Here is a 24,403-nt window from a genome sequence, read left to right as displayed (position 1 = left end):
CTATACCATGGTCGTCGGCAGCGTCAGATGTGTATAAGAGACAGTCTCCCGCTTGCGGGAGAGGCGAAGGAAGCCCGCGGGCGAGCTTCACGGGCGTCATGCGCGATTGCTTTCTCCTATCAACGGAGAGGTCGACTGCCGATGCTGAAACAGATCGGATCATAGTCAGTTCTTCGGCCTGAGCTCGGCGCCGACCGCCTTGTTGACGAAGCGCAGCGTGTAGCCCTGGCGATAGTCGATGGCGCTCTTGACCACGCCGGCGCGCACCATCTTGTCGAAGAAGCTCGCCATCCGCTCATCGGTCATGGCGCCGATGCCGTTCTTGATGGAATCGCCGGAATCGACGATGCCGTGCTCGCGCATCTTGGCGACGCAATAGGCGAGCAGCTCGTCGTTCATGTCGGGATTGAGCTTCTTGATCATCGCATTGCCGGCCGAGTTGTCGCCGTAGACGTAGTGGTACCAGCCGACGATCGAGGCATCGACGAAGCGCTGCACCAGGTCAGGCTTCTTGTCGACCAGGTCGCGGCGGGTCTCGATCAGCGTCGAGTAGGAGTTGAAGCCGTAATCGGCGAGCAGCAGCACGTTCGGCTTGAAGCCGGCGGCCTTCTCGACCGCGAAGGGCTCCGAGGTGACGTAGCCCTGCATCGCGGTCTGCTTGTTCACGATGAAGGGCTGCGGGTTGAAGGTGTAGGGCTTCACCTTGTTCTCGTCGAAGCCATATTCGGACTTCAGCCACTGGAAGTAGCTGGTGATGCCCTCCTTCGAGATCAAAAGCGTGAGCGGCTTCAGATCCTCGATCTTCGTGGCCTTGACCTCGGGATGAGTGAGGAAGACCTGGGGGTCCTTCTGGAACATGGCGGCAACGGCGATCAGCGGCACGTTGTTGGTGACGGCGTCGAAAGTCTGCAGCGAGTTCGCGCTCATGAAGAAGTCGAGCTTGCCCGCGATCAGCAGCATGCGGTTGTTCTCGTTGGGACCGCCGGGCACGATGGTGACGTCGAGGCCGTATTTCTTGTAGGTGCCGTCGGCGAGCGCCTGGAAGAACCCGCCATGCTCGCCCTCGGCGACCCAATTGGTGCCGAACGAGACCTTGTCCAAGGTCTTGTCCGGGCTCTGCGCCCGCGCCGGGGCAAGCGCCGCGGCGACGCAAAGCGCGGCGGTCAGAAGGCTTGTGGTTAACGCTCGCAGCAAAAAGGCCGGGATCATGGTTGGACTCCGTCGATCATTATGGCCCATGATGGAAGGCGGGAAGACGTGGACCGCGCCCGGAGACGCGAACCCGTTATGATGTTAAACAAACTAGCCTGCAAATCCATCCCGTGAAACGCTTGTATTGAAACGACCGGCTTGATGACTTCTCAGCTTCCGCCCCGCGACTGGACCGCCATCCACTGGCCCGATATCGCCAAGGGCGCGGCCGCGCGCTGGATCGCGGTGCTGCCGCTGGCCGCGACCGAGCAGCATGGGCCGCATCTGCCGCTCGGAACCGACGTCATGATCGGCGAGACCTATCTTTCGCGGGTGCGAGAGTTGCTGCCGGCGACGACTCCCGCCACGTTCCTGCCGTTGCAGCCGGTCGGCATCTCAACCGAGCACATCGATTTTCCGGGCACCTTGACCTTGCCGACCAACGTGGCGCTGAAGAGCTGGATGGCGCTCGGCGAGAGCGTGGCGCGCGCAGGCGTCAGGAAGCTCGTGATCGTGACCAGCCATGGCGGCAATTCGGCCGCGATGCAGCTGGTGGCGCAGGATCTGCGCGCGCACCATCAGATGCTGGTGGTGACCACGAGCTGGTCGCGCTTCGGGGCGCCGGACGGGCTGTTCGACGCCGGCGAATTGCGCCACGGCATTCATGGCGGCGCGGTCGAGACCTCGATCATGCTGGCGAAATATCCGCACGCCGTGCGCAAGGAAGCGATCGCGGACTTCAAGCCGGCCAGCGTGCAGATCGAGAAGGATCATCGCTTTCTGTCGACGCAGCGGCCGGCGCCGTTCGCCTGGCAGGCTCAGGACCTCAATGCGAGCGGGGCGATCGGCGATGCGACCAAGGCCTCGGCCGAGAAAGGCGAGAAGCTGATCGAGCACGGCGCGCGCGCGTTCTGCGAGCTGCTCGCCGACGTCGACAGGTTCGATCCCAGCGTGTTTCGCGGCAGCTGACCCGGCATTGCTTCGCGCGGTCGCAGCACTATCGCATATGGCCTTCAGCGGCCGCACGCGCCCGGCCTCGTGGTTCGAGACGCGCCGCGAGCGGCGCTCCTCACCATGAGGGTCCAGGATTTTGCCGCGAAAAAAGACCTCATCCTGAGGAGCCCGCCAAAGGCGGGCGTCTCGAAGGATGGGCCGCAGGGGCACCATCCACCAGATTCCCGCATATGATGGCCCCGCGGCAGACGCGACGAAACAATTCGCGAAACCATATTTCCGCCCCGATCTTCGAACCGGAACCGGACAGCCTCCGTCCAACGGGCATGCGGACCACACCGGCGCCGCCCACACAGGATGGAGTATTCCATGTCGATCAAGACCAAGCTCGCCGCCCTCGCCCTCACCGCGCTCGCCGTGACCGGCACCATCGCGTCCACGACGTCGCAGGTTGAAGCGAAGCCCTATGGCTGGGGCTGGGGCGTTGGCGCAGGCCTCGTCGGCGCCGCCGTTGTCGGCAGTGCGATCGCGGCCAGCGACGGCTATTACTACGGCGGCGGCTATCGGCGCTGCGGCTGGGTGCGCCAGTTCGACGCCTACGGCAACTACATCGGCCGCGTGCGCTCCTGCTACTGATCGACTGGTTCTTTAGGACTGCGGATCCTGCGTTCGGCACGGGTCCTCATCCACCCCGTGTCGCAACCGACCCGTCCGGTGATCCCCCCGGGCGGGTCAATTCTTGAACGCAGCGATCACAGATACTTCGCGACCAGCCTGAAATCGCGCAGCACGGCGCGCCCTTTCGGCCCAGATGCCTTCAGCGTCTCCTCCAGGCTGTGACCGATGTGATCGTGGATCAGCGCCTTCTTGGCGCTCTCGATCGCGCTCTCCACCGCCTGCAATTGCTGGGCGATCTGCGCACAGGGCCGGCCCTGCTCGATCATCTCGACGATGGTGTCGAGGTGGCCGTTGGCGCGCTTCAGGCGCCGGGCGATCGCAGCGTGCGGATGGTCGTCGGACATCTGGCTCTCCTATCCTCCCGGGAGGATAATCATGATCCTCCCCGGAGGATAGCGGAATCGGCTTGACAGGCGATTGTCGCGGGCGTAGTGCCCGATGAGCGGAACGTTCGTTCCGCCCCGGGTTCTAGCCCCGGAAACAAGTCGATCCACGAGCCAGCACAGAAGGCACATGGGCAGTAGCAACTCAGGCGACAGTAGACCGGCGATGCCGGGACTGGTGACGCCGCAACACAGCAAGACTGATCGCGCAGATCTCGCCTGCGTGGACGGGTGGTCGCGCCCAAGCTGACCACTGCTCCTCACCGGCCTGCCGCGACCAGCGGAAGTGGAGGTGAGCGATGTTCGAAAAGCTCGCAAAATTCCGGCAAGCAAGCCCGCGGCGCGTTGCCGAGCCGCGGCGCATGCCGCCGCCGGCCGCCGTTCATTGCAATGACAACCTGCCGGGCTTTCGCCGCCTGGCCGGCCGCCGCCGGCATCCAACCCCGGCCTGTCATTGGGTCCTGATCGACGGCCGCCTGGAATGCCGGTGGATCGTCGATGATACCAGCGGTGATCTCGATCAGCAGCGACGCGCGGGCCGGCGTTTCGGCCCGCGCGCAACCGCCACGCGCCACGCCGCGGCAAAGCCGCGGCTGTGCGCCTAGCAGGCCGACATGGACGAAGGACCTAGTCGTCCCGTTGCGCGCCATCGCGGCGCGTCAGCGGGACCATTGAACCGCATCACATCTGGAAATGCCGCTGCTCACGGCAGCGGAGACGTGCGCGCCTGACGGGGCCCGCGTCCCTCCCGCCGTGCCGAAAGGCGGCGAGGAGACGCGAAATGACCGAAAGCAAGACCACACAAACCGCCATTCTCGATAGCGCGCATGCCGGCGACATCCGCGGCGCGCTCGGCAGCATCGCTCGCGACGACACCGCGCCGCGCGCGACATTGCGGGCCCGGCTGAAGACGCTGCTGGCGATCGTCGGGCCCGGCCTGATCGTGATGGTCGGCGACAACGACGCCGGCGCGTTCGGCACCTATACCCAGGCCGGACAGAATTACGGCACCACGCTGCTGTGGACGCTGCTGCTGCTGATCCCCGTGCTCTACGTCAACCAGGAGATGGTGGTGCGGCTCGGCGCGGTCACCGGGGTCGGCCATGCGCGGCTGATCTTCGAGCGCTTCGGCAAGTTCTGGGGCGCCTTCAGCGTCATCGACCTGCTGCTATTGAACGCGCTGACCATCGTCACCGAGTTCATCGGCATCACGTTTGCACTTCATTTTCTCGGCGTCTCGCAGTTCTGGGGCGTGTTGGCCTCGGCTGTTATCGTGATGCTGGCGGTCTCGACCGGCGACTTCCGCCGCTTCGAACGCTTCGGCATCGTGCTGGTCGCCGGCAGCCTGCTGCTGGTGCCCGTGATCTTGATGGTACATCCTCCGATCGGGCAGATCGCGGCGAACTTCTTCGTGCCGAAAATGCCGCAAGACGCCAAGCTCAGCGAGGTGATGCTGCTGATCGTCGCCATCGTCGGCACCACGGTTGCGCCGTGGCAATTGTTCTTCCAGCAGAGCTACATCGTCGACAAGCGGATCACCCCGCGCTTCATCCGCTATGAGCGGATGGATCTGTGCATCGGCATCGTGCTGGTGGTGGTCGGCGCGGTGGCGATGATCTCGTTCTGCGCGGCAGTGTTCGCAGGAAAGCCCGAATTCGGCAACTACACCGACGCGCTGGGGACCGCCGTGGGCCTCGAGAAATATGCCGGCCGGCTGCCGGCGGTGCTGTTCGCCCTCGCGCTGCTCGATGCCTGCATCATCGGTGCTGCGGCGGTCTCCCTCGCGACCGCTTATGCGATCGGCGACGTGTTCGCGGTCAAGCACTCGCTGCACCGCAAGCCGTGGGATGCGAAGGGCTTCTACAGCGTCTATTGCGGACTGATCGTGCTCGCCGCCGTGCTGGTGCTGACGCCGGGCACGCCGCTCGGGCTGCTCACAAATGCGGTGCAGACGCTGGCCGGCGTGCTGCTGCCGAGCGCGACCGTGTTCCTGCTGCTGCTGTGCAACGACCGCCACATCCTCGGGCCCTGGGTCAATTCCACCAAACTCAACCTGTTCACCGGCGCGGTGGTCGCGGGGCTGGTGATGCTGTCGGTGATCCTGACCGCGGCGGTGCTGTTCCCCGATCTCGGCGAAGCCTGGATCATCGGCATCCTCGTCGGAGGCAGCCTGCTCGCACTCGCAGTCACCGCGGCCGTCAAGCTGTACGAGATGTCGGCGCGCGGAAACGCGTCGTTCCGCTTCAAGCGCAAACCACCGCTGGTCAACCGAGACAGCTGGCGGATGCCGCCGCTTGATCGGTTGCCGGCGGCGCGGCTCAGCCCGCTGAGCCGGATCTGGATGATCGTGCTGCGCGGCTATCTCGTCGTTGCCGCCGGCCTCGTGCTGCTGCGGATCGTGCAGCTCGCCACGGTGGGGGCGTGACTGCGCTCAGTCGCAGCCGGCGATGGGGCGCGATCATGCTGTTCAAGCTGACGAGCGCCATCCTGCGCGGCGCGGCCGCGCTCCATCAGAGGCGTGTGGTCTCGGGCGCCGGGCTGCGGACGGCGCTGTCGATGGCGCGGTGTGTTGAACGGGCCGGCGCGCGGGTCGTGCTCGGCAGGACATCGCAGCCGGCATTCATCAACACAAAGGACAAGGACAATGGTGGCGTCGATTGAACGGTCGGGTCTCGACCGATTTGCCACAGACACGTGGTCGATCGCCGCCGATGTGGCCTGCCGCCTCGCGCTGTTACGCGACTGTCACGGTGGCGTGCAAATCGGAACGGTATTGGGCGCACCTCAGTTGCTATTGCGAATTATTTGCAATAAGCAACCGGGGATGCTAGGTGCTGATCTGGCTTTGGATGGGACGACACAGATCGGACCGGGGACGGCGGGCGATGATTTCAAATCTCGGGTGGCAAGCGGCCGCCAAATCTGCAGTGATGCCGGGCGAAATCGCCACTTGTTCGCGGAAAGCCGCGTCATGACCTGCGTCCGCCTCTTCCGGGTCCAGATCGCCGCCGGCGCCGCGCTCGGTGCGGCAACCTTCGGCGCGCCGGCGACCGCGGCCGATCTGGCCCTCAAATCCCCCGCCGCTAGGGCGGTCTACAGCTGGACCGGCTTTTACGTCGGCGCCCATGTCGGCTACGGCGATGGCACGCTGGGTCCCGGCACCAACCCGATCCTGGAACAGGGCGTGTTCTTTCCGCCCACCATCACCGGCGGGATCGGCGGCTTCCAGGTCGGATACAACAAGGAATTCGCCAACCGCTTCGTGCTCGGCGTCGAGGCGGATGCGACCTTCACCGGCCCGACTGACCTGCCGCGGCGGGTGCTCGGCCCCTTCAATTCGTCGATCGACTATGTCGGCACGCTGCGCGGCCGCGCCGGCTACTCTTTCGGCACCTGGATGCCTTACTTGACCGGCGGCTTCGCCTGGGGCCACAGCCAGGTTCGGGTCAACGACGCCGCGGGCGAGGTGATCTCGGAGCCCGGCCAGTATCAGACCGGCTGGACCGTCGGCGCCGGCGCCGAATTCGCGGTGAGCGGCAATTGGACCGCCAAGATCGAATACGACTACGTCGACCTGTCGCGCCGCACGCTCGGCCTCAATGACTTCGGCATGCCCGGCGTCAGCATCGACCCGCGCATTCATTTGCTGAAATTCGGCCTCAACTATCAGCTCGGCGACTCGCCATGGTCGGCGACACCGACGCGCACCGCGCTGCCCGAATCGAGCGACTGGAGCGTGCACGGCCAGACGACGCTGCTGCCGCAGACCTATCCGTCCTTCCGCTCGCCCTATGCCGGCACCAACAGCCTGCCCGGCGCGGGGCAGTTGCAACAGACCTGGACCACGACGGCGTTTCTTGGCGTGCGGCTCTGGGAAGGCGGCGAGTTCTACTTCAACCCGGAAACCGCGCAGGGCTTTGGCCTCAACGGCACGCTCGGCCTTGCCGGCTTCTCGAACGGCGAAGCCCAGAAGGCCGGCGCGCCGTTTCCGAAAATCCGGCCGCAGCGCTACTACTTCAAGCAGACCTTCGGCTTTGGCGGCGAGCAGGAAGACGTCGCCGACGGTCCCAACCAGATCGCCGGCAAGCGCGACATCGATCGCCTCACGCTCGTGGTCGGGCGCTTTGCGGTCGGCGATTTCTTCGACGGTAATTCCTACGCCAAGGACCCGCGCGCCGATTTCATGAACTGGGCGATGTGGGCGTCCGCGGCCTACGACTTCCCGGCCGACCTGCCCGGCTATACCCGCGGCGCGGTGGTCGAGCTCAACCGCAAGGATTGGGCAGTGCGCGCCGGCGTGTTCCAGGTGCCGAACGCACCGAACAGCGACGTCTTGGTGTTCAACACCGGTGGCGCGGTGGTCGAGTTCGAGGGCCGCTATTCGATCTTCGATCAGCCCGGCAAGCTGCGCGTCGGCGTGTTCGGCAACCGCGGCAACACCGGCAATTACGCCCAAGCGCTCGCGATCGAGGACGCCAATCCGGGGCTCGACATCAACGACGTGATGGCCGGCATCCGCAAGGACAATCTGAAATACGGCTTCTATCTGAACGGCGAGCAGCAGATCGCGACCGATGTCGGCCTGTTCGGCCGCCTCAGCTGGAACGACGGCCGGACCGAGATCCTGTCGTTCACCGATGTCGACCGCAGCGTCTCGGGCGGCGTGTCGATCAAGGGCAGCAGGTGGGGACGGGCGAGCGACACGATCGGTATCGGCGGCGCGATCAACGGGCTGTCATCAGCGCATCGCGACTATCTCGCCGCCGGCGGCCTCGGCCTGCTGATCGGCGACGGCGCGCTGAACTACAGCCCGGAGCGGATCTTCGAGACCTACTACGCCTATCAGGTGAACAAGAACCTGACGCTGACCGCGGACTATCAGTTCATCACCAACCCCGCCTACAACGCCGACCGCGGCCCGGTGCACATCTTCTCCGGCCGCATCCACGGCGAGTTCTGAGGCGCGATACGCCCCGTCGTCCCGGGCAAGCGAAGCGCGACCCAAGACCCATAACCACCGCTGATTGTCGTTAGAGCGAGCTGGGGCGACAGCGAATCCAACCACAAGGTCCTGTGGTTATGCGTCCCGGCTTTCGCCGGGACGACGGCGAGTTTGCATCGCCAGCGCGCAGCTTCTGAATTGGTTTGGGCAGCAAACGCCCTCTCCCCACTCAGATATATGTAGACCCCCCGGGCTTGCCGCAAGCCCGGGGTCATCCCGTAGAACGCGCGCCCAATCGAACGGAGGAGTGCGGGATGCGGGAACATGCTGTCGTGATTGTAGGCGGAGGTCCGACCGGGCTGATGCTGGCGGGCGAGTTGGCGCTGGCGGGAATAGATGTTGCGATTGTCGAGCGGCGCGTGAGGGAGGACCTGATCGGCGCGCGGGCCGGCGGCCTGCACGCGCGCACCATCGAGGTGCTCGATCAGCGCGGCATCGGCGATCGCTTCGTCGCGCTGGGAACGCGCCATCCGGCGGTGCTGTTCCATTCGCATCTGGTGCCACTGGAGATCACCGACTTTCCGACCCGGCGCAATTTCACGCTGGGGCTGTTCCAGACCCATATCGAGCGCATTCTCGGCGAATGGGTCGAAGAACTCGCTGTGCCGATCCATCGCGGGCGCGAGGTGACCGGTTTCACGCAGGACGAGGCCGGACTCGACGTCGAACTGTCGGATGGCCAATTGCTCCGGGCGCAATACGTTGTCGGCTGCGACGGCGGCCGGAGCGTCGTCCGCAAAGCCGCCGGCATCGAATTCGCCGGGTGGGATCCGACCATGAGCTGGCTGATCGCCGAGGCCGAGATGTCGGGCGAGCCGGAATGGGGCTTTCGCCAGCACGACACCGGCACCTCAGCGATCGGCAAGGCGGAAGATGGCGGGCGGGTGCGGCTGGTGCTGACCGAGCGGCAACTCGGCACCGAGCGGGAGCCGACCTTGCGCGACGTCAGCGAGGCGCTGGTCGCCGCCTACGGCACCGATTTCGGCATCCACAGTCCGGTCTGGATCTCGCGCTTCACCGACATGACCCGGCAGGCCGTGACCTACCGCAAGCAGCGCGTGCTGCTGGCCGGCGACGCTGCCCATGTGCATCCGCCGATGGGCGGCCAAGGCCTCAATATCGGCGTGCAGGACGCGGTGAATCTGGGCTGGAAGCTCGCCCAGGTGGTCAAGCAGCTCGCGCCGGACAACCTGCTCGAGACCTACGAGGCCGAACGGCATCCGGTGGCGGCTCGCGTGCTGCGCAACACCATGGCGCATGTCGCGCTCAACCGCACCGATCCACGCACCAGGGCGCTGAACGAGATCGTCTCCGACCTGCTGCGCATGGACGAGCCGCGCAGATGCTTCGCCGCGATGATGTCGGGCCTCGACCTTCACTACGATCTTGGCGAGGGCCATCCGCTGCTCGGACGCCGCATGCCCGATCTCGATCTCGTCACCGCCGACGGCCCGATGCAGGTCTTCGCGCTGCTGCACCGCGCGCGGCCGGTGCTGCTGAATTTCGGCACGCCCGGCGGCATCGCCATCGCGGGATGGACCGACCGGGTTCAGCTGGTCGATGCCGCGTATCGCGGCGCATGGGAGCTTCCCGCGCACGGCACGGTTTTGGCGCCGACCGCGGTGCTGGTGCGGCCCGATGGCTATGTGGCGTGGGTCGGCGAGCGAACGCAGGCCGGGCTGACCGAGGCGCTGACCAAATGGTTCGGCGCGTCCGCTGGTACGTAGCGAGCGTAGCCCGGATGGAGCGAAGCGTAATCCGGGATCGGTCGATCCGCACAGAGCGTGGCCCCGGATTACGCTGCGCTTCATCCGGGCTACGGATTTGCCGCCCCTCTACCCCGCCGGCTGGAACGAATCCGCGCGCGCCATCGCCCAGGCGTCGCGGAAGCGGCGGTCCTGGGTGCCTGCGAGCAGTTCGCCGGGGCGCAGCGTCGGATAGAGCTCCGCGAAGGAAGAGACCTCGGTGGTCGAACTGCGCTGCGAGAAGTGGATCGGGCGCAGCTCCTTGGTGTGCTCGAGGCCGGCGGCGGCGAGCAGCTCGGTCAGCGCGTGCAGGGTCGAGTGGTGGTAGTTGTACACGCGGTCGATCTTGTCGGGCACATAGAGCGCGCGGTTGCGGATCGGGTCCTGCGAAGTCACGCCGGTCGGGCAGCGATCGGTGTGGCAGCTCAGGGACTGGATGCAGCCGAGCGCGAACATGAAGCCGCGCGCCGAATTGCACCAATCGGCCCCGATCGCCATCGCGCGCGCCATATCGAACGCGGTCGCGATCTTGCCGGAGGCGCCGATCTTGATGCGATCGCGCGCGCCGATGCCGACCAGCGCGTTGTGGACGAAATTGACGCCCTCGCGCATCGGCATGCCGAGATGGTCCATGAACTCGAGCGGCGCGGCGCCGGTGCCGCCTTCATTGCCGTCGACCACGATGAAGTCGGGATAGAGCCCGCTCTCGTGCATCGCCTTGCAGATCGCCAGGAATTCCCAGGGATGGCCGATGCACATCTTGAAGCCGGCCGGCTTGCCGCCGGACAGCTTGCGCATCCGGGCAACGAATTCCATCATCTGCAGCGGCGTCGAGAACGCCTTGTGATAGGCCGGCGAGATGCAGTCCTCGCCCATCGGCACGCCCCGGATCTTGGAAATCTCCTCGGAAACCTTCGCCGCCGGCAGCACGCCGCCATGGCCGGGCTTGGCACCCTGGCTGATCTTGAGCTCGACCATCTTGATCTGGTCGTCGCCCGCGACGCTTGCGAAGAGATCCGGATTGAAGGTGCCGTCGCGGTTGCGGCAGCCAAAATAGCCGGAGCCGATCTCCCAGATGATGTCGCCGCCCATCTCACGATGATACGGGCTGACGCCGCCCTCGCCGGTGTCGTGGGCGAAGCCGCCCTTCTTGGCGCCGGCATTGAGCGCCCGCACCGCGTTCGGGCTCAGCGCGCCGAAGCTCATCGCCGAGATGTTGAAGACCGAGGCCGAATACGGCCTCGTGCAATCGGGGCCGCCGACGGTGATGCGGAATTTCTCCTCGGCACGCGGCTTCGGCGCCACGGAATGATGCATCCACTCATAGCCCTCGCGGTAGACGTCCTCCTGGGTGCCGAACGGCCGCTTGTCGAGCACCATCTTGGCGCGCTGATAGACCAACGCGCGGGTGTCGCGCGAGAACGGCATGCCGTCCTTCTCGCTCTCGAAGAAATATTGCCGCATCTCCGGGCGGATTTCCTCGAGCAGGAAGCGCATATGCGCCGAGATCGGGTAGTTGCGCAGCACCGCGTGGTTCTTCTGGGTGAGGTCGCGGATGCCAAGCAATGTCAGGGCGCCGAAGATGACCAGCGGAATCAGAACGATCTTGAAGACCTTGTGATCAAAAATTCCGACCAGCAGCAGCAGTGCGGTGACGACGGCGCAGATCGTCAGCACGATGAAGCGTGGCGAGAACGGAAGCAGCATCGTATCCATGAAATTCCTCCGGTCTGGCCAAATGCCCTGTCGGCCGCGAGCCTAATCCAACTCGCGGAACAAGTGCACTACGGTTATACGGCCGAGCAGTCACAGATGTGACAACCGCCCGAATGGGCGGGTGCGGATACCGGTCAAATTGAAACGGTATCGCCTTTTGCACTGCAACGGAGCGCAGCGGATGCGATAACCTGCCGTCGCAGGAGCGCGCTGCCAAAATATCAAAAACAACCCCATGCAAAGGAGCCGGCTGCGGCCGGCGCTCGACAGGGCGACTTGACACGTCGGGCAACTCACCGGCACAATTCCACTATTCCGAAATCGTGATGTGAGTCTAGGGCTCCTCCAACCCGTCGTCCCTGCCTAGTGCGCAATTGCGCACGGGAGCAGGGACCCATAACCACAAATGCCAATTGTTGGGCCACGCTGGAACGACGAGTCCCTTCAACAAGGTCGGCCGCGGCGTATGGGTCCCTGCTTTCGCAGGGACGACGATGGGGATGGTTCTCGATTCGAGGCGTCGCACCACGCGGTGTCATCACCCGCGCATGTGAGTGCGCTTGCAGAGGAGATGAGGAGAGAGCACCGTTCACCTAATGCTCGTGCGGCTGCAATTCGTGCGGGATATGCCCGGGCTTCAGGCCGTCGCCGTCAAGCCAAGCGTTGGTGGTGTCCAGCGCCCGGGTGATGTGATCGGCGGTCCGGGAGAAATCGTAGGGCGAGCCGACCAGCGGGCAGAGCGGCGGCACCACGAAATACTCGACATCGGGCGCGATGTTCTCGAGCTCGTTGACGAGCTGCCGCGCGATCAGGAGCGTCAGCGCATGCAGCGCATTGGCGAGCGCGCCGACCGGCGGCGCCTGGTTGGCGCAGGCATGCCCGGTCGGCAGCACGATCAGGCGTTTGGCGCCGTGCCTGACCGCGACGCGGACCGGCGTGTTGCTGGAGATCGCGCCATCGGCCAGGAAACGATCGCGGTAGTGCACCGGCGTGAACGCACCCGGGATCGCGGTCGATGCGACGATCGCCTCGGCTGTCGAACCTTCCGACAGCACCACGCTGTCGCCGCTGATGATGTCTGTGGTGACGATGTGGATCGGGATCCGCGCGTCCTCGAGATTGCGGAACGGGATGTAGTCGTCGATCAGCTTGCGGACGCCGTCATGCGGGATCAGGAAGTCGCGCCGCCACAGGAAGCTCACCAGCGTCCGCCAGGTCACTGGAAACACGTCCTGCCGGTTGAGGCCGCGCCAGATCTCGGCCAGCCGTGCGACGCCCGAGACCGTCGGGTCTCCGGCATAGAACGCGCCGTTCAGTGCGCCGACACTGGAGCCGACCACCATGTCGGCGACCACGCCATGCGCGGCCAGCGCCTGCAGCATGCCGACCTGGATCGCGCCAAAGCTGCCGCCGCCGGCGAACACAAAGGCGGTCTTCGGTGCATCCGGATCGGTGATGGACAAGGTGCTGCTCCCTGATCGCCGCGTTCGGGCAACGGCTGCGCGGCGTTGGGGGCGTTATAGCAGTGGGGGGATGGTACAGGCCACTCATACGGTCGTCGTCCCGGCCTAGTGCGCAATTGCGCACGGGGGCCGGGACCCATAACCACAAATGCAAAAGGCTGAAGCCTGATGGGGCCCCAGCCTTCGTCAAATGAACAACGGTGGTAATGGGTCCCGGCCTTCGCCGGGACGACAGCCTATTATGACTGATTAGCGCTCGACGAACGCCTTCTCGATCACGAAGTGACCGGGGGTGTTGCCGCTGCCTTCCTTGAAGCCGCGCGTCTCGAACAGCTGCTTCAGCTCTTCCAGCATCGCCGGGCTGCCGCACATCATGATGCGGTCGGTCTCGATGTCGAGCGGACCCTGATGCAGATCGGTGAACAGCTGGTTGGACGTGATCAGGTCGGTGATGCGGCCGCGGTTGCGGAACGGCTCGCGCGTCACGGTCGGATAGTACGAGAGCTTCTCGGACAGCAGCGGCCCGAACAATTCGTCGTCGCGCAGCTTGGCGACCAGCTCCTCGCCATAGGCGAGCTCGGAGACCTGGCGGCAACCATGCACCAGCAGGATCTGATCGTAGCGATCATAGACCTCGGGGTCCTTGATCAGGCTGGCGAACGGCGCGAGGCCGGTGCCGGTCGACAGCAGCATCAGCCGCTTGCCGGGAATCAGGTTGTCGGTGATCAGCGTGCCGGTCGCCTTGCGGCCGACCAGAATGGTGTCGCCCTCGCGGATCTTCTGCAGCTTGGAGGTGAGCGGGCCGTCCTGCACCTTGATCGAGAAGAACTCGAGCTCTTCCTCGTGATTGGCGCTCGCCATCGAATAGGCGCGCAGCAGCGGCCTGCCGTCGACCTCGAGGCCGATCATGGCAAACTGCCCGTTCTGGAAGCGGAAACCGGAATCGCGGGTCGCCCGGAAGCTGAAAAGCGTATCGGTCCAGTGCTGAACGGAAAGAACTTTCTCTCGATAGAACGCGCTCATGGGTTTTCGTTTTCTCGACTGACCAGAATTAGAATGGTTTGACTCTATTGGCGCATGACCTGTTCGGAAAACCGGTGCCCACTTTTCCGGGTCATGCTTAGACTGCTCGCGACGGCGCGGAAGTGGCCGAAATCACTGAAGATCTCGCGTGTCCATTGCGCCAATGCAGGAGATAGTCAAGATCAACTGGCGTGCAATTGCGATCTCAGAATGGCAGTCGTTCGATTTCGCGCAGAGGTTCAACCGCGTCATCGTTAACACGTGGGACTGCACGTAATTTACTTGCTGAGATCGGCATCGATCTGGCAATTAATTGCTACGAAAACCGCGGTGAAGGGAAAATGATCTCGTGGTCCTGATCAGCCAGCGAATCTTCCTGGAAACCATCAAAAAATATTGTTTGGCGCACGCGATTGCCGTCGAGGTGCAGTCCGGCGGCTGGCTGGTCACCATGACCAAGGACAACGCGCGGCGGCTCGCGATCGGCTACGACGTCGGGCTGAACAGCGCGGTCGCGCATCAGGTCGCCAATGACAAATCGGCCTGCGCAGACGTGCTGGCATCGGCCGGCGTTCCCGCCATTCCGCACACGCTGTTTTTGGGTGCGAAGTTCAGCAAGCACATTCCGGGATCGGACTCGCTGGACGCGATGCAGCGTCTGCTCGAACAGCATCCGCGGGGGCTGGTCGTGAAGCCCAATGAGGGGACCTCCGGCGAGCTTGTCTTCCGCGTGACGACGCGAGCGCAGCTGGAGACGGCGGTTGCGCGCATCCTTGCCGCGCATCCAAGTCTTGCCATCTCGCCCTACGCCGAGATCGCGGACGAGGTACGCGTGGTGCTGCTCGATGCGCGCGCGCTGATCGTCTACGGCAAGACGCGCCCGTCGGTGGTTGGCGACGGCATCCAGTCGCTGCGCGCGCTGGCGCAGGCGAACGCGAAGGCCGAGCAACTCAAGACCATCGCCGAGGATTTCGATGCCGCCGCGCTCGACGCCGTTCCGCCCGCCGGCGAACGGCTTCTGCTCAACTGGCGGCACAACCTCGATGCCGGCGCGGAGCCCGTGCTGCTCGCCGATGACGCGACGCGCGAGCCCTGCGTCGCGCTCGCGGTCAGGGCCGCGCAAGCCGTCGGCATCCGCTTCGCCTCGATCGACGTCGTGCGCACGGAGGGCGTGTGGAAAATCCTCGAGGTGAATTCCGGGGTGAAGATGGAAGCGCTGGGGCGCCGGCATCCGGCGCTGGTCGAGGCGGCCTATTCGGCGGCGCTGGACGAAGTGTTCGCGTAGCGTCTCCCCGCCCGATGACGCGGGCTCGACGGCGCTATCCTGCATTATGAGCGCCCGATCAGCCTTGCGGGTGCTCCTTTTCATAGGCGGCGACGATCAGTTCCGATTGCTCGATCTGTGCCGTGAGACGGTCGATCTCGGCTTGCGTCTCTGGAAACACGTCAGCCCCCGCCGTATTTCCGGATTGCAATTCCACGATCAGCTCCCGGTTCTTCGCAATCTGCTCCCGGTGCCAATCGATTTCAGGATCGTCTTGCATGGGCCACCCGTCGGCGAGACCTACGACGCCAGCTCTCGCAGCAGCATGGGTGGATAAACCGGCTTCTCGAAAAACTTGACGCCCTCGGGCAGTGCGCTGTCCGGGGGCCGGCCCGAGATAACAAGGACGCGCACACCCGGGTCGCAATCGAGGGCCAAACGAGCAAGCTCGACGCCATCCATTTTGCCCGTGAGCTTGATGTCGGTGACCACCAGCGACGGATGACGCATCTTGATGGCCAGCGCTGCCGTTTCGGCGTCTTCACACTGGATGACGTCGAAATGACCTTCCTGCAACAACAGCGCAATCATGTCGCGCTGGATCGTGTCGTCTTCGACCACAATTGCTATTTGACGAATTGGTCTCGCGTAAGCCATGGCGACCTCCGAACGATCAACCAGAGTTAACGAATGAGGATGTTTATGGTTCTGGTTCCCGCTTCATGAGGGACTGTTCCGGCAGACCTTTGCAGGTTCCGTGCGGAACAACTTTGCAGGTTTCAGCGTCATTGATGGGCGACGAGCCGGACGAGCCGAATGGTTCGGGCCTGAGCAAGGGAATTCTTGCGAGATAGTGCCAGGAGGCAGAGCTCATGAAGAACGCTGTGCAGTCGGATCAGGATCCTTGCGAACCCTACGGGAGCGACGTGACGGCTGGCGCGACAGGCTATGTGTCCTCTCGACGATTGATCGAGGATCAGGCCCTTGAACGACCCGCGCTCGCCAAGCAGCCCGGGATGCAGCACGAGACGACCGATCCGCTTCGCGCTCGCCTGCCGCACGACGTCATCCCCGAAATGGAAGCAGAGCTGAAGCAACAGGTCGATCGACTTGTCGCCGAACGACATTAGCCGGTGAAGCGACGAGCTCGCCGACTTCAACAACCGAATCTTGCCTGCCGATGATGCTCCAGAGATCGCGGCGCGTGGACACTCGAAGGAAGATCCCGCCGGATCGACGGAGCTTTGATGGGGGCGATTGGAGCGATTCTTGGACGCGCGATTTTCCAGGTCATGGTTGTTCTGGCGGCGGTCGGCATTGTTGCCCTTGCATGTATGGCGGTTCGCGGCGGCTGACGCGGGGGCTGTGGTGCGGCTGGCACCGTCATTTTGATCCATTCAGCGCCTTGCTCATCCCGTGCAAGGGAGTACGCTTCCGCGCATTGATTGATCCGGACACAGATTATGCGCAAACTTCTTTTGGGCCTACTCGCAGTCGCGGCGTTCGCTGCCGCCTTCAATCCTCCGGCCGCCAACGCCGTGTTTTGGCGCGGCGTCACGGCCCCGACGAATATCGACATCCACGGCTACCCGATCATCAAGGAGCCGCCTCCGAGCACATGCCAGCTGATCCATGTGAACGGATACTGGGTCCGGCAGTGCCTGGATTTGTCGCGCCGCTATTGGCGGTGACGCGCGCCAGACTTCCCGACCTCTCCCCGCAAGGGGCAGGGCTATCGCATATGCCCCTTGGCGACCGCGCAAGTGCTTGGCCTCGTGGTTCGAGACGCGCCGCAAGCGGCGCTCCTCACCATGAGGGTCTACTATTGTGCCGCAAAACAAGACCTCATCCTGAGGAGCCCGCCGAAGGCGGGCGTCTCGAAGGATGGCCACGAGGGCACCGCCACGAAATGCGCTAGCCCTGCCGCAAGGGGAGAGGCCGAAATTCGCGGCTAGTTCGACCCGCCCGGCGAATCGTCGAGCGCCTTGAAGGCCTCTTCGAGCTGCGGTGACAGCGCGACGTTCAGCTTCTCGCCGGTCGGCAGCCGGGCGACGAACCATTTGTTGTAGAGCGGGACGATGTCGCGGTTCGACGCGAGTCTGCGGAACGCGCGCTCGACCACGTCCTTCATCTGCGGCTCGCCCTTGCGGTACATGATGCCGTAGGGATCGTAGGACAGGTAGTCGCCGGTGACGCGGAATTTGTCCTGCGACTTGTGCCGTGCGATCAGGCCGTAAAGCAGGATGTCGTCGGTCGCGAACGCGTCCGCCTTGCCGTCCGCCAGCATCTGGTACGACTGCTCGTGGTCGGGGGCGGTGACGATGTTGAGGCCGAGCTTTTGCTTGGCGTCGACATTGTGCATCGCCTGCTCGTTGGTGGTTCCCTTGGTCACCACCACCGTCTTGCCCTTCAGGTCGGCGACCTGGGCGACGCCGGAGGCCTTCGGCACCATCAGCTTGGTGCCGGCCACGAACATCAGCGGCGAGAATGCGACCTGCTTGCCGCGCTCGGCATTCGCCGTGGTCGATCCGCATTCGAGGTCGATCTTCTTGTCGACGACCGCCGGAATGCGGTCGTCGGAGGTGACCTTGACGTAGTCGACCTTGAGATTGGCGTCGTCGACCTCGGTCCCGATCTCCTCGACGATCGCATCGCACAGCTCGAGGCTGTAGCCGATCGGCCGGTTGGAGTGGTCGAGGAACGAGAACGGCGGCGAGCTTTCGCGATAGCCGATCCGCACCGTGTGCGTGGCCTTGATGTTGGCGAGCGTGGGGCTGAGCCCCTCGCCCGCCGGCTGTGCGGTGGCCGGTGCGGCGAGCAGGCTTGCCGCCAGCAGACATGCCGACAGCAGGCATGACGACAGCAGAGGCGCCTCAGCCCGTATCGGCCTCCAGCAGGCGCGATGCATGCATCCCTCCCCTCAATGGCCGGCCATCACGGCGCCGGGCACCGCATCCTGCGGCACCGCGTCGTCGGGCCCGAGCTCGTGCTCGGCCTTCAGCTCGCCCTCCCACTTCGCGACCACGGCGGTCGCCAGCGAGTTGCCGATCACGTTGGTGGCGCTGCGGCCCATGTCGAGGAAGGTGTCGATGCCCATGATCATCAGCAGGCCCGCCTCGGGGATGTTGAACTGCGCCAGCGTCGAGGCGATCACCACCAGCGAGGCGCGCGGCACGCCGGCAACGCCCTTCGAAGTGATCATCAGCGTCGCCAGCATCGCGAGCTGCGTGCCGACCGACATCTCGATGTGGTAGGTCTGCGCGATGAAGATGCTCGCGAAGGTGCAGTACATCATCGTGCCGTCGAGGTTGAAGGAATAGCCGAGCGGCAGCACGAAGGCCGAGATGCGCGAGGAGGCGCCGAATCTGTTCAGCCCCTCCAGCGTCTTCGGATAGGCCGCCTCCGACGAGGCGGTCGAGAACGCGATCATCAGCGGCTCGCGGATCAGCCGCAACAGATGGCTGTAGCGCGGCCCGATCACGATGAACCCGACGACGACCAGGATGCCCCACAGGATCAGGAGCGAGAGATAGAAGCCGCCCATGAAGACGATGAGCTTCCAGAGCACGCCGAGGCCGTTCTTCGAGACGGTCGCCATGATCGCGGCCCACACCGCGAGCGGCGCGAACAGCATCACATAGCCGGTGACCTTGAGCATGATGTGCGCGAGGTCGTCGATCAGGCTCATGATCGGCTTGGCCCGTTCAGGCATCGCACCGAGCGCAACCGCGAAGAACACCGCGAACACGACGATCTGCAGGATCTCGTTCTGCGCCATCGCGTCCGCGATCGAGGTCGGGATCAGATGGGTGAGGAATTTCTCGATCGAGAACGCCGACACCGGCAGTCCGGTCGACTGCGCCTTGTCGGGCAGCGTGCCGGGGAAGTTGGCGCCGGGCTGCAGCAGGTTGACCATCACGAGGCCGAGCAGCAGCGAGACGAAGGAGGCGGAGACGAACCAGCCCATGGTCTTGGCGAAGATGCGGCCGAGCTTGGCGCCGCTGCCCATATGGGCGATGCCACCGACGAGGGTCGCGAAAACCAGCGGCGCGATGATCATCTTGATCAGGCGCAGGAACAGCATCGCGATCAGGTTGACGTCTGCTGCGATCTCGACACGGCTGTCAGGAAAGTAGTTGAAGACAATCGTCCCCATCGCGATGCCAAGGACCATCGCAATCAGGATATACTGCGTAAACCTGCTGGACATTCTCTTACCCCCGTAAGTTCCCGGCGAAGGGCAAGTGTGGCAGATTTACGCAGCTACGCAACACGCTTCGCGTCCAGCGCGACTTTGCCGAAACGTTCCCGTTGTGGAATGCCAGCGCGCGGATTAGCGTTCATGCAGCGCACAATCTGTGCAAGGCGCTGCGCGCGCCGCAGTCAATTGCATGCGAAACAACCAACGCCAAGGGAAGGCAAAAGGGGGAGACACCAATGAACGACACCGTCAATCGCCAGATCCTGCTTGTCGAAAAGCCGACCGGCAAGCTTGGCCCCGAGCATTTTCGCCTGACCAAGGGGACGATCCCCGCACCGAAGGACGGCGAGGCGCTGGTGCGGACGCGTTACATCTCGCTCGATGCCGCCAACCGCGCCTGGATGCACGGCGCCACTTACCGCGCTGCGGTGGAAGCCAACACCGTGATGGCCGGCGGCAGCATCGCCGAGGTGATCTCGTCGAATGATCCCGGCCTGAAGCCCGGCGACCTCGTGTTCGGCGACACCGGCTGGCAGGATTATGCCGCCGTGCCGGCCAAGCACCTGGCGAAGATGCCGAAGCTCGAGCCGATGACGCATCTGCTCAGCGTCTACGGCGTTGCCGGCCTGACCGCCTATTTCGGACTGCTCCACGTCGGCAAGCCCAGGGAAGGCGAGACCGTGGTGGTGTCGGCGGCCGCGGGCTCGGTCGGCTCGATCGTCGGCCAGATTGCCAGGATCAAGGGCTGCCGCGTCGTCGGCATCGCCGGCGGCAAGGACAAGTGCCATTGGCTGACGAGCGAGCTCGGCTTCGACGCCGCGGTCGACTACAAGGACGGCGCCACCTACAAGGCGCTGCGCGCGGCGGCGCCCAAGGGCATCGACGTCTATTTCGACAATGTCGGCGGCGACATTCTGGAAGCCTGCCTGGCGCAGATGAACAACCGCGGCCGGATCGCCTGCTGCGGCGCGATCTCGCAATATGACGGCGTCCCCTCCGCGCACGGCCCGCGCGGCGTGCCCGGCCTGATCGTGGTGAAGCGGCTAATCATGCAGGGCTTCATCGTGATGGACTACATGGACCAGCGCGACGCCGCGCTCGCCGACCTGCAGTCCTGGGTCGCCTCGGGCAAGCTCAAGGTGCAGGAGGACGTCATCGACGGCATCGAGAACACGCCGCAGGCACTGATCGGGCTCTTGGCCGGCGAGAATCGCGGCAAGCGCATGGTGAAGGTGTAGCTGGGGAACATCTCCGAACCCGTCATCCCCGCGCAAAGGCTTCGCCTTTGTCGCTGGAGGAGCGCGTAGCGCGTCTCGAAGGATGCACGGCCCGGCTGGTGGCCGTCGACCCTTCGAGACGGCCGCTTCGCGGCCTCCTCAGGGTGACGGTGTGAGAGTTGTAGCGAGTGGCTTCCCAACGTCGTCGTCCTGGCGAAAGCCAGGACCCATAACCACCGAATTCGATTGAGAGTGCGATAGTGGCCCCGGCGTCACACAACAACAAGCGGTTGGGGTAATGGGTCCTGGCTTTCGCCAGGACGACGGTGAATACATTCACATTCTCTCAGGGTGACGGGGAGAGATCTGAATGCACTCGGCGCGGTCCTAATGCAGCGTGCCCGACGCCTGCGGTGCGGCTTGCGGCGCGGCGGTCTTGCCTTTCTTCGCCTTGCGCCAGTTCTCGAAACTCTGCACCACCACGAAGAACGCCGGCACGAACAGCACGGCGAGGCAGGTCGAGGCGATCATGCCGGAAAACACGGTGATGCCGATCGACTTGCGGGCGTTGGCGCCGGCGCCGGTCGCGATCACCAGCGGCAGCACGCCGAGGATGAAGGCAAACGACGTCATCAGGATCGGCCGGAATCGCGCGCGCGCCGCGTCGATCGCCGCATCCAGCACCGACCGCCCGTCGCGCAGATGACGCTCCAGCGCGACCTCGACGATCAGGATCGCGTTCTTGGCCGACAGCGCGATCAGCAGGATGGTGCCGATCTGGGTGTAGAGGTTGTTCTCGATATTCAGGCTCAGCAGCACCAGCGTCGGGCCGAGCAGCGACAGCGGCACGGCCAGGATCACCGAGATCGGCGCGTACCAGCTCTCATATTGCCCGGCGAGCACGAGATAGACCAGGAGCAGCGCCAGCGCGAACACATAGTAGATCTGGCTGCCGACCTCCTTCTCCTGGTACGACATCGCCGTCCACTCGAAGCCCGAGCCGGGCGGCAGCGTCTTTGCCGCGATCTCCTCCATCAACGCCATCGACTGGCCGGACGAGTAACCCTGCGCCGGCAGCCCGATGATGGAGGCGGACGGATAGAGGTTATAGAGGCTGATCAGCGACGGTCCGATCGAGGGCGTGATCTTGGCGACCGTGCCAAGCGGGATCATGTCGCCGTTGCTGTTGCGCACCATCATGTTCTCGATGTCGCGCAGGCTCAGGCGGTACTGTGCCTCGGCCTGGGTATAGACCTGGAAGGTGCGGCCGAACTTGGTGAACTGGTTGACGTAGCTGGCGCCGAGATAGGTCGACAGCGCCGCGAAGATCTGGTCGGGGGTGACGTGCAGGGTCTGCGTCTTGATGCGATCGACGTCGACGTCGAACTGCGGCACCATCGAGCGGAACGACGACTGGACCCGCTGCAGCGCGCTCTGCGTCTGTGCATTGGCCACGATCGCGCCAGTGACCGCCTGCAGCTTGCCGTAGTCGGCATTGCCGTCGCGCAGCTCGACCTGCATGGCAAAGCCGGCGGCGTTGCCGATGCCCTGGATCGGCGGCGGCGGGATCACCAGGATGCGCGCCTCCGGGATCACCGCGAGCTTGTCGTTGAGCCCGTAGACCAGCGAGCGCAGATCCTCGCCCGGCCCGCGCGCGCCCCAGTCCTTCAGGATCAGATAGGCGACGCCGGCATTGGCGAGGCTCGAGGAGTTGTCGAGCGCGGAGATGCCGGCGATGCTGACCACCTGGTCGACGCCGGGGGTCTTGCCGGCGATCCTGGTGACCTCGTCGAGCACGTGCTGGGTGCGGTCGAGGGCCGCGCCGTCGGGCAATTGCACCGCGGCGAGCAGATAGCCCTGGTCCTCGATCGGAATGAATCCGGTCGGCACCCGCGACAGGCCGTAGCCGGCGAGCCCGATGATGACGAGCGCAACGGCGACCGAGGTCTTGGCATGCCCGGCGATGCCGCTGACCAGCCGTGTGTAGCCGCGCTCCAGCCGGTCATAGACCGCGTTGAAGCCGCGATAGAAGAAATTGCGCTGCTCGGGCGGAGCGGGAGGACGCAGCCATAGCGCGCACTGTGTCGGCTTCAGCGTCGCGGCGTTGACGGCGCTGAGCAGCGCGGTGGCGGCGATCACCAGCGCGAATTGCGCGTACATCCGCCCGGTCAGCCCGGGCAGGAACGCCGCCGGCAGGAACACCGAGATCAAGACCAGCGTGATGCCGACGATCGGCGCGAACAATTCGTCCATCGCCTTGATCGCGGCGTCGTGGCCCGACATGCCGCGCTCGATATTGTGCGCCGCGCCCTCGACCACGACGATGGCGTCGTCGACCACGATGCCGATCGCCAGCACGATCGCAAACAGCGTCGACAGGTTGATGGTGAAGCCGAGCGCCGCCATGGCCGCGAACGCGCCGATGATCGTGACCGGCACGGTGGTGGCGGGCACCAGCATCGCCCGCCAGTCCTGCAGGAAGACCAGGATCACGACCAGCACCAGGAGGCCGGCCTCGAACAGGGTCTTGTAGACCTCCTCGATCGAAGCGTTGACGAATTTGGTGGTGTCGAACGGCGTGTCGTATTTGATGTCCTGCGGGAACTGCTTGGCGAGTTCCGCCATCTTCTTCTCGACGGCCTTCTCGACCTGCAAGGCATTGGCGCCCGGCGACTGGAACACGCCGATGCCGGTCGCGGGCTTCTGGTTCAGCGAGAAGATCTGGCTGTAGGTCTGCGCGCCGAGCTCGACCCAGCCGACGTCGCGGACCCGGGTGACGTCGCCGACATTGCCTGACTTGACGATGATGTCCTCGAACTGGCTCTTGTCGTCGAGCCGGCCGTTGACGTTCAGCGTGTACTGGAACGCCTGGCCCGCCGGCGTCGGCGGCGCGCCGACCTGGCCGGCGGTGACCTGCTGGCTCTGCTGCTGGATCGCCTGGATGACGTCCTGCGGCACCAGCCCGCGCACCTGCAGCTTGTTCGGATCGAGCCAGACCCGCATCGAATATTGCCCGGCGCCGAACACCGTGACGTTGCCGACACCCGGAAGGCGCGACAGCTCGTCCCGGATGTTGATGGTGGCGTAGTTCGACAGGAACAGGCTGTCATAGGTCCTGTTCGGCGAGGTCAGCGTCACGAACAGCAGGATCGAGGTCGACCGCTTCTGGACCGTGACGCCCTGGTTCTGCACCGAGGTCGGCAGCTGCGACAGCGCGCTGGAGACACGGTTCTGCACCAGCACCTGCGCGAAATTGAGGTCGGTGCCGATCTTGAAGGTCACCGTCAGCGTATAGGTGCCGTCGGCGCCGCTGTAGGACTGCATGTACAGCATGTCCTCGACGCCGTTGACCTGCTGCTCGATCGGCAGCGCCACGGTGTCGACCACCGTCTTGGCCGAGGCGCCGGGATAGCGCGTCGTCACCTGCACCGTCGGCGGCACCACGTCGGGATATTGCGCGACCGCGAGATTATACAGCGCCACGCCGCCGATCAGGATCATCAGGATCGCGATGACGTTGGAAAGGACCGGGCGCTCGATGAAGAATTTCGAGATCATGGCGCGTG

21 protein-coding genes are annotated in these 24,403 nt (G+C 64.7%); 10 read left to right on the top strand and 11 right to left on the bottom strand.

Going from position 1 to position 24,403, the window contains the following annotated elements; genetic code table 11:
• Positions 1-165: 165 nt before the first annotated feature.
• On the bottom strand, positions 166-1,209 hold the full coding sequence (locus tag PMN64_RS22725) for an ABC transporter substrate-binding protein (RefSeq protein ID WP_411782253.1): 1,044 nt from the start codon (positions 1,207-1,209) through the stop codon (positions 166-168).
• Positions 1,210-1,353: 144 nt separating this feature from the next.
• On the opposite strand from PMN64_RS22725, the gene PMN64_RS22720 reads away from it, so the two are divergent.
• Together PMN64_RS22720 and PMN64_RS22715 are read left to right on the top strand one after the other, a co-directional pair.
• Entirely contained in the window at positions 1,354-2,160 is an 807-nt protein-coding gene (locus tag PMN64_RS22720) for a creatininase family protein (protein ID WP_411782252.1), read from the top strand.
• A gap of 354 nt (positions 2,161-2,514) precedes the next feature.
• Positions 2,515-2,781 carry a hypothetical protein gene (locus PMN64_RS22715; RefSeq protein ID WP_411782251.1) on the top strand — a complete coding sequence of 89 codons (267 nt, stop codon included), beginning with the start codon at positions 2,515-2,517 and terminating at the stop codon, positions 2,779-2,781.
• Between the two features lie 116 nt (positions 2,782-2,897).
• On the opposite strand, the gene PMN64_RS22710 is transcribed toward PMN64_RS22715, so the two are convergent.
• Entirely contained in the window at positions 2,898-3,167 is a 270-nt protein-coding gene (locus PMN64_RS22710; protein WP_016840607.1) for a metal-sensing transcriptional repressor, read from the bottom strand.
• Positions 3,168-3,505: 338 nt separating this feature from the next.
• On the opposite strand from PMN64_RS22710, the gene PMN64_RS22705 reads away from it, so the two are divergent.
• The 5 genes from PMN64_RS22705 (at position 3,506) to PMN64_RS22685 (ending at position 9,935) form a co-directional block, all read left to right on the top strand.
• Positions 3,506-3,811 (top strand): hypothetical protein, encoded by a 306-nt coding sequence (locus PMN64_RS22705; protein WP_411782250.1) that lies wholly within the window; start codon positions 3,506-3,508, stop codon positions 3,809-3,811.
• A 176-nt stretch (positions 3,812-3,987) separates the two neighbouring features.
• Positions 3,988-5,631 carry an Nramp family divalent metal transporter gene (locus PMN64_RS22700; RefSeq protein WP_411782249.1) on the top strand — a complete coding sequence of 548 codons (1,644 nt, stop codon included), beginning with the start codon at positions 3,988-3,990 and terminating at the stop codon, positions 5,629-5,631.
• Between the two features lie 35 nt (positions 5,632-5,666).
• Positions 5,667-5,867: a hypothetical protein gene (locus PMN64_RS22695; RefSeq protein ID WP_411782248.1), complete on the top strand. Its 201-nt coding sequence runs from the start codon at positions 5,667-5,669 to the stop codon at positions 5,865-5,867.
• 310 nt (positions 5,868-6,177) lie between these two features.
• Positions 6,178-8,166, top strand: coding sequence for a carbohydrate porin (locus PMN64_RS22690; protein ID WP_411782247.1), 1,989 nt, complete (start codon positions 6,178-6,180; stop codon positions 8,164-8,166).
• 296 nt (positions 8,167-8,462) lie between these two features.
• A complete protein-coding gene (locus PMN64_RS22685; RefSeq protein WP_411782246.1) occupies positions 8,463-9,935 on the top strand; it encodes an FAD-dependent monooxygenase in 1,473 nt (490 codons plus the stop codon).
• A gap of 108 nt (positions 9,936-10,043) precedes the next feature.
• Here the strand turns inward: PMN64_RS22685 and PMN64_RS22680 are convergent, their stop codons facing one another.
• The 3 genes from PMN64_RS22680 to PMN64_RS22670 form a co-directional block, all read right to left on the bottom strand.
• Positions 10,044-11,669, bottom strand: coding sequence for an FMN-binding glutamate synthase family protein (locus tag PMN64_RS22680; protein WP_411782245.1), 1,626 nt, complete (start codon positions 11,667-11,669; stop codon positions 10,044-10,046).
• A gap of 593 nt (positions 11,670-12,262) precedes the next feature.
• Positions 12,263-13,132 carry a patatin-like phospholipase family protein gene (locus tag PMN64_RS22675; RefSeq protein WP_080583354.1) on the bottom strand — a complete coding sequence of 290 codons (870 nt, stop codon included), beginning with the start codon at positions 13,130-13,132 and terminating at the stop codon, positions 12,263-12,265.
• Positions 13,133-13,381: 249 nt separating this feature from the next.
• Positions 13,382-14,155 carry a ferredoxin--NADP reductase gene (locus PMN64_RS22670; RefSeq protein WP_024581583.1) on the bottom strand — a complete coding sequence of 258 codons (774 nt, stop codon included), beginning with the start codon at positions 14,153-14,155 and terminating at the stop codon, positions 13,382-13,384.
• Positions 14,156-14,504: 349 nt separating this feature from the next.
• Here PMN64_RS22670 and PMN64_RS22665 point away from each other — a divergent pair, with 349 nt between their 5' ends.
• Positions 14,505-15,440: an ATP-grasp domain-containing protein gene (locus PMN64_RS22665; RefSeq protein WP_411782244.1), complete on the top strand. Its 936-nt coding sequence runs from the start codon at positions 14,505-14,507 to the stop codon at positions 15,438-15,440.
• Between the two features lie 58 nt (positions 15,441-15,498).
• On the opposite strand, the gene PMN64_RS22660 is transcribed toward PMN64_RS22665, so the two are convergent.
• The 3 genes from PMN64_RS22660 to PMN64_RS22650 form a co-directional block, all read right to left on the bottom strand.
• Positions 15,499-15,699, bottom strand: a complete 201-nt coding sequence (locus tag PMN64_RS22660) for a hypothetical protein (protein WP_411782243.1) — start codon at positions 15,697-15,699, stop codon at positions 15,499-15,501.
• A gap of 20 nt (positions 15,700-15,719) precedes the next feature.
• Positions 15,720-16,076 (bottom strand): response regulator, encoded by a 357-nt coding sequence (locus tag PMN64_RS22655; RefSeq protein ID WP_411782242.1) that lies wholly within the window; start codon positions 16,074-16,076, stop codon positions 15,720-15,722.
• Between the two features lie 128 nt (positions 16,077-16,204).
• Positions 16,205-16,816 carry a hypothetical protein gene (locus tag PMN64_RS22650; RefSeq protein ID WP_411782241.1) on the bottom strand — a complete coding sequence of 204 codons (612 nt, stop codon included), beginning with the start codon at positions 16,814-16,816 and terminating at the stop codon, positions 16,205-16,207.
• 66 nt (positions 16,817-16,882) lie between these two features.
• Between PMN64_RS22650 and PMN64_RS22645 the strand changes: the two genes are divergently transcribed.
• Positions 16,883-17,110, top strand: a complete 228-nt coding sequence (locus PMN64_RS22645; protein ID WP_411782240.1) for a hypothetical protein — start codon at positions 16,883-16,885, stop codon at positions 17,108-17,110.
• 260 nt (positions 17,111-17,370) lie between these two features.
• Here the strand turns inward: PMN64_RS22645 and PMN64_RS22640 are convergent, their stop codons facing one another.
• Both PMN64_RS22640 and PMN64_RS22635 read right to left on the bottom strand, forming a co-directional pair.
• Positions 17,371-18,327 (bottom strand): amino acid ABC transporter substrate-binding protein, encoded by a 957-nt coding sequence (locus PMN64_RS22640; RefSeq protein WP_411782239.1) that lies wholly within the window; start codon positions 18,325-18,327, stop codon positions 17,371-17,373.
• Positions 18,328-18,339: 12 nt separating this feature from the next.
• Positions 18,340-19,629: a dicarboxylate/amino acid:cation symporter gene (locus PMN64_RS22635; protein WP_137483250.1), complete on the bottom strand. Its 1,290-nt coding sequence runs from the start codon at positions 19,627-19,629 to the stop codon at positions 18,340-18,342.
• A gap of 227 nt (positions 19,630-19,856) precedes the next feature.
• Between PMN64_RS22635 and PMN64_RS22630 the strand changes: the two genes are divergently transcribed.
• Positions 19,857-20,858, top strand: coding sequence for an NADP-dependent oxidoreductase (locus PMN64_RS22630; protein WP_411782238.1), 1,002 nt, complete (start codon positions 19,857-19,859; stop codon positions 20,856-20,858).
• 366 nt (positions 20,859-21,224) lie between these two features.
• Here PMN64_RS22630 and PMN64_RS22625 read toward each other — a convergent pair whose 3' ends face one another.
• Complete coding sequence (locus PMN64_RS22625) at positions 21,225-24,395, bottom strand: efflux RND transporter permease subunit (RefSeq protein ID WP_411782237.1); 3,171 nt, start codon at positions 24,393-24,395, stop codon at positions 21,225-21,227.
• Between the last annotated feature and the right edge of the window lie 8 nt (positions 24,396-24,403).

The sequence above is a fragment of the Bradyrhizobium sp. UFLA01-814 genome (assembly GCF_046718885.1).
In the GTDB taxonomy this organism is placed as follows: Bacteria; Pseudomonadota; Alphaproteobacteria; order Rhizobiales; family Xanthobacteraceae; genus Bradyrhizobium; species Bradyrhizobium elkanii.
Note: the sequence above shows the minus strand (reverse complement) of the source record. Positions and strands in the feature narration are given on the sequence as shown.

Bases quoted from the DNA above. Each gene is read 5' to 3' on its own strand.
- PMN64_RS22660 (WP_411782243.1), bottom strand. From the start codon at position 15,699: ATGCAAGACGATCCTGAAATCGATTGGCACCGGGAGCAGATTGCGAAG.
- PMN64_RS22625 (WP_411782237.1), bottom strand. From the start codon at position 24,395: ATGATCTCGAAATTCTTCATCGAGCGCCCGGTCCTTTCCAACGTCATC.
- PMN64_RS22710 (WP_016840607.1), bottom strand. From the start codon at position 3,167: ATGTCCGACGACCATCCGCACGCTGCGATCGCCCGGCGCCTGAAGCGC.
- PMN64_RS22705 (WP_411782250.1), top strand. From the start codon at position 3,506: ATGTTCGAAAAGCTCGCAAAATTCCGGCAAGCAAGCCCGCGGCGCGTT.
- PMN64_RS22645 (WP_411782240.1), top strand. From the start codon at position 16,883: ATGCGCAAACTTCTTTTGGGCCTACTCGCAGTCGCGGCGTTCGCTGCC.
- PMN64_RS22640 (WP_411782239.1), bottom strand. From the start codon at position 18,327: ATGCATCGCGCCTGCTGGAGGCCGATACGGGCTGAGGCGCCTCTGCTG.
- PMN64_RS22670 (WP_024581583.1), bottom strand. From the start codon at position 14,155: ATGAGCGCGTTCTATCGAGAGAAAGTTCTTTCCGTTCAGCACTGGACC.
- PMN64_RS22695 (WP_411782248.1), top strand. From the start codon at position 5,667: ATGCTGTTCAAGCTGACGAGCGCCATCCTGCGCGGCGCGGCCGCGCTC.
- PMN64_RS22700 (WP_411782249.1), top strand. From the start codon at position 3,988: ATGACCGAAAGCAAGACCACACAAACCGCCATTCTCGATAGCGCGCAT.
- PMN64_RS22680 (WP_411782245.1), bottom strand. From the start codon at position 11,669: ATGGATACGATGCTGCTTCCGTTCTCGCCACGCTTCATCGTGCTGACG.
- PMN64_RS22635 (WP_137483250.1), bottom strand. From the start codon at position 19,629: ATGTCCAGCAGGTTTACGCAGTATATCCTGATTGCGATGGTCCTTGGC.
- PMN64_RS22725 (WP_411782253.1), bottom strand. From the start codon at position 1,209: ATGATCCCGGCCTTTTTGCTGCGAGCGTTAACCACAAGCCTTCTGACC.
- PMN64_RS22720 (WP_411782252.1), top strand. From the start codon at position 1,354: ATGACTTCTCAGCTTCCGCCCCGCGACTGGACCGCCATCCACTGGCCC.
- PMN64_RS22655 (WP_411782242.1), bottom strand. From the start codon at position 16,076: ATGGCTTACGCGAGACCAATTCGTCAAATAGCAATTGTGGTCGAAGAC.
- PMN64_RS22650 (WP_411782241.1), bottom strand. From the start codon at position 16,816: ATGGATCAAAATGACGGTGCCAGCCGCACCACAGCCCCCGCGTCAGCC.
- PMN64_RS22715 (WP_411782251.1), top strand. From the start codon at position 2,515: ATGTCGATCAAGACCAAGCTCGCCGCCCTCGCCCTCACCGCGCTCGCC.
- PMN64_RS22685 (WP_411782246.1), top strand. From the start codon at position 8,463: ATGCGGGAACATGCTGTCGTGATTGTAGGCGGAGGTCCGACCGGGCTG.
- PMN64_RS22630 (WP_411782238.1), top strand. From the start codon at position 19,857: ATGAACGACACCGTCAATCGCCAGATCCTGCTTGTCGAAAAGCCGACC.
- PMN64_RS22690 (WP_411782247.1), top strand. From the start codon at position 6,178: ATGACCTGCGTCCGCCTCTTCCGGGTCCAGATCGCCGCCGGCGCCGCG.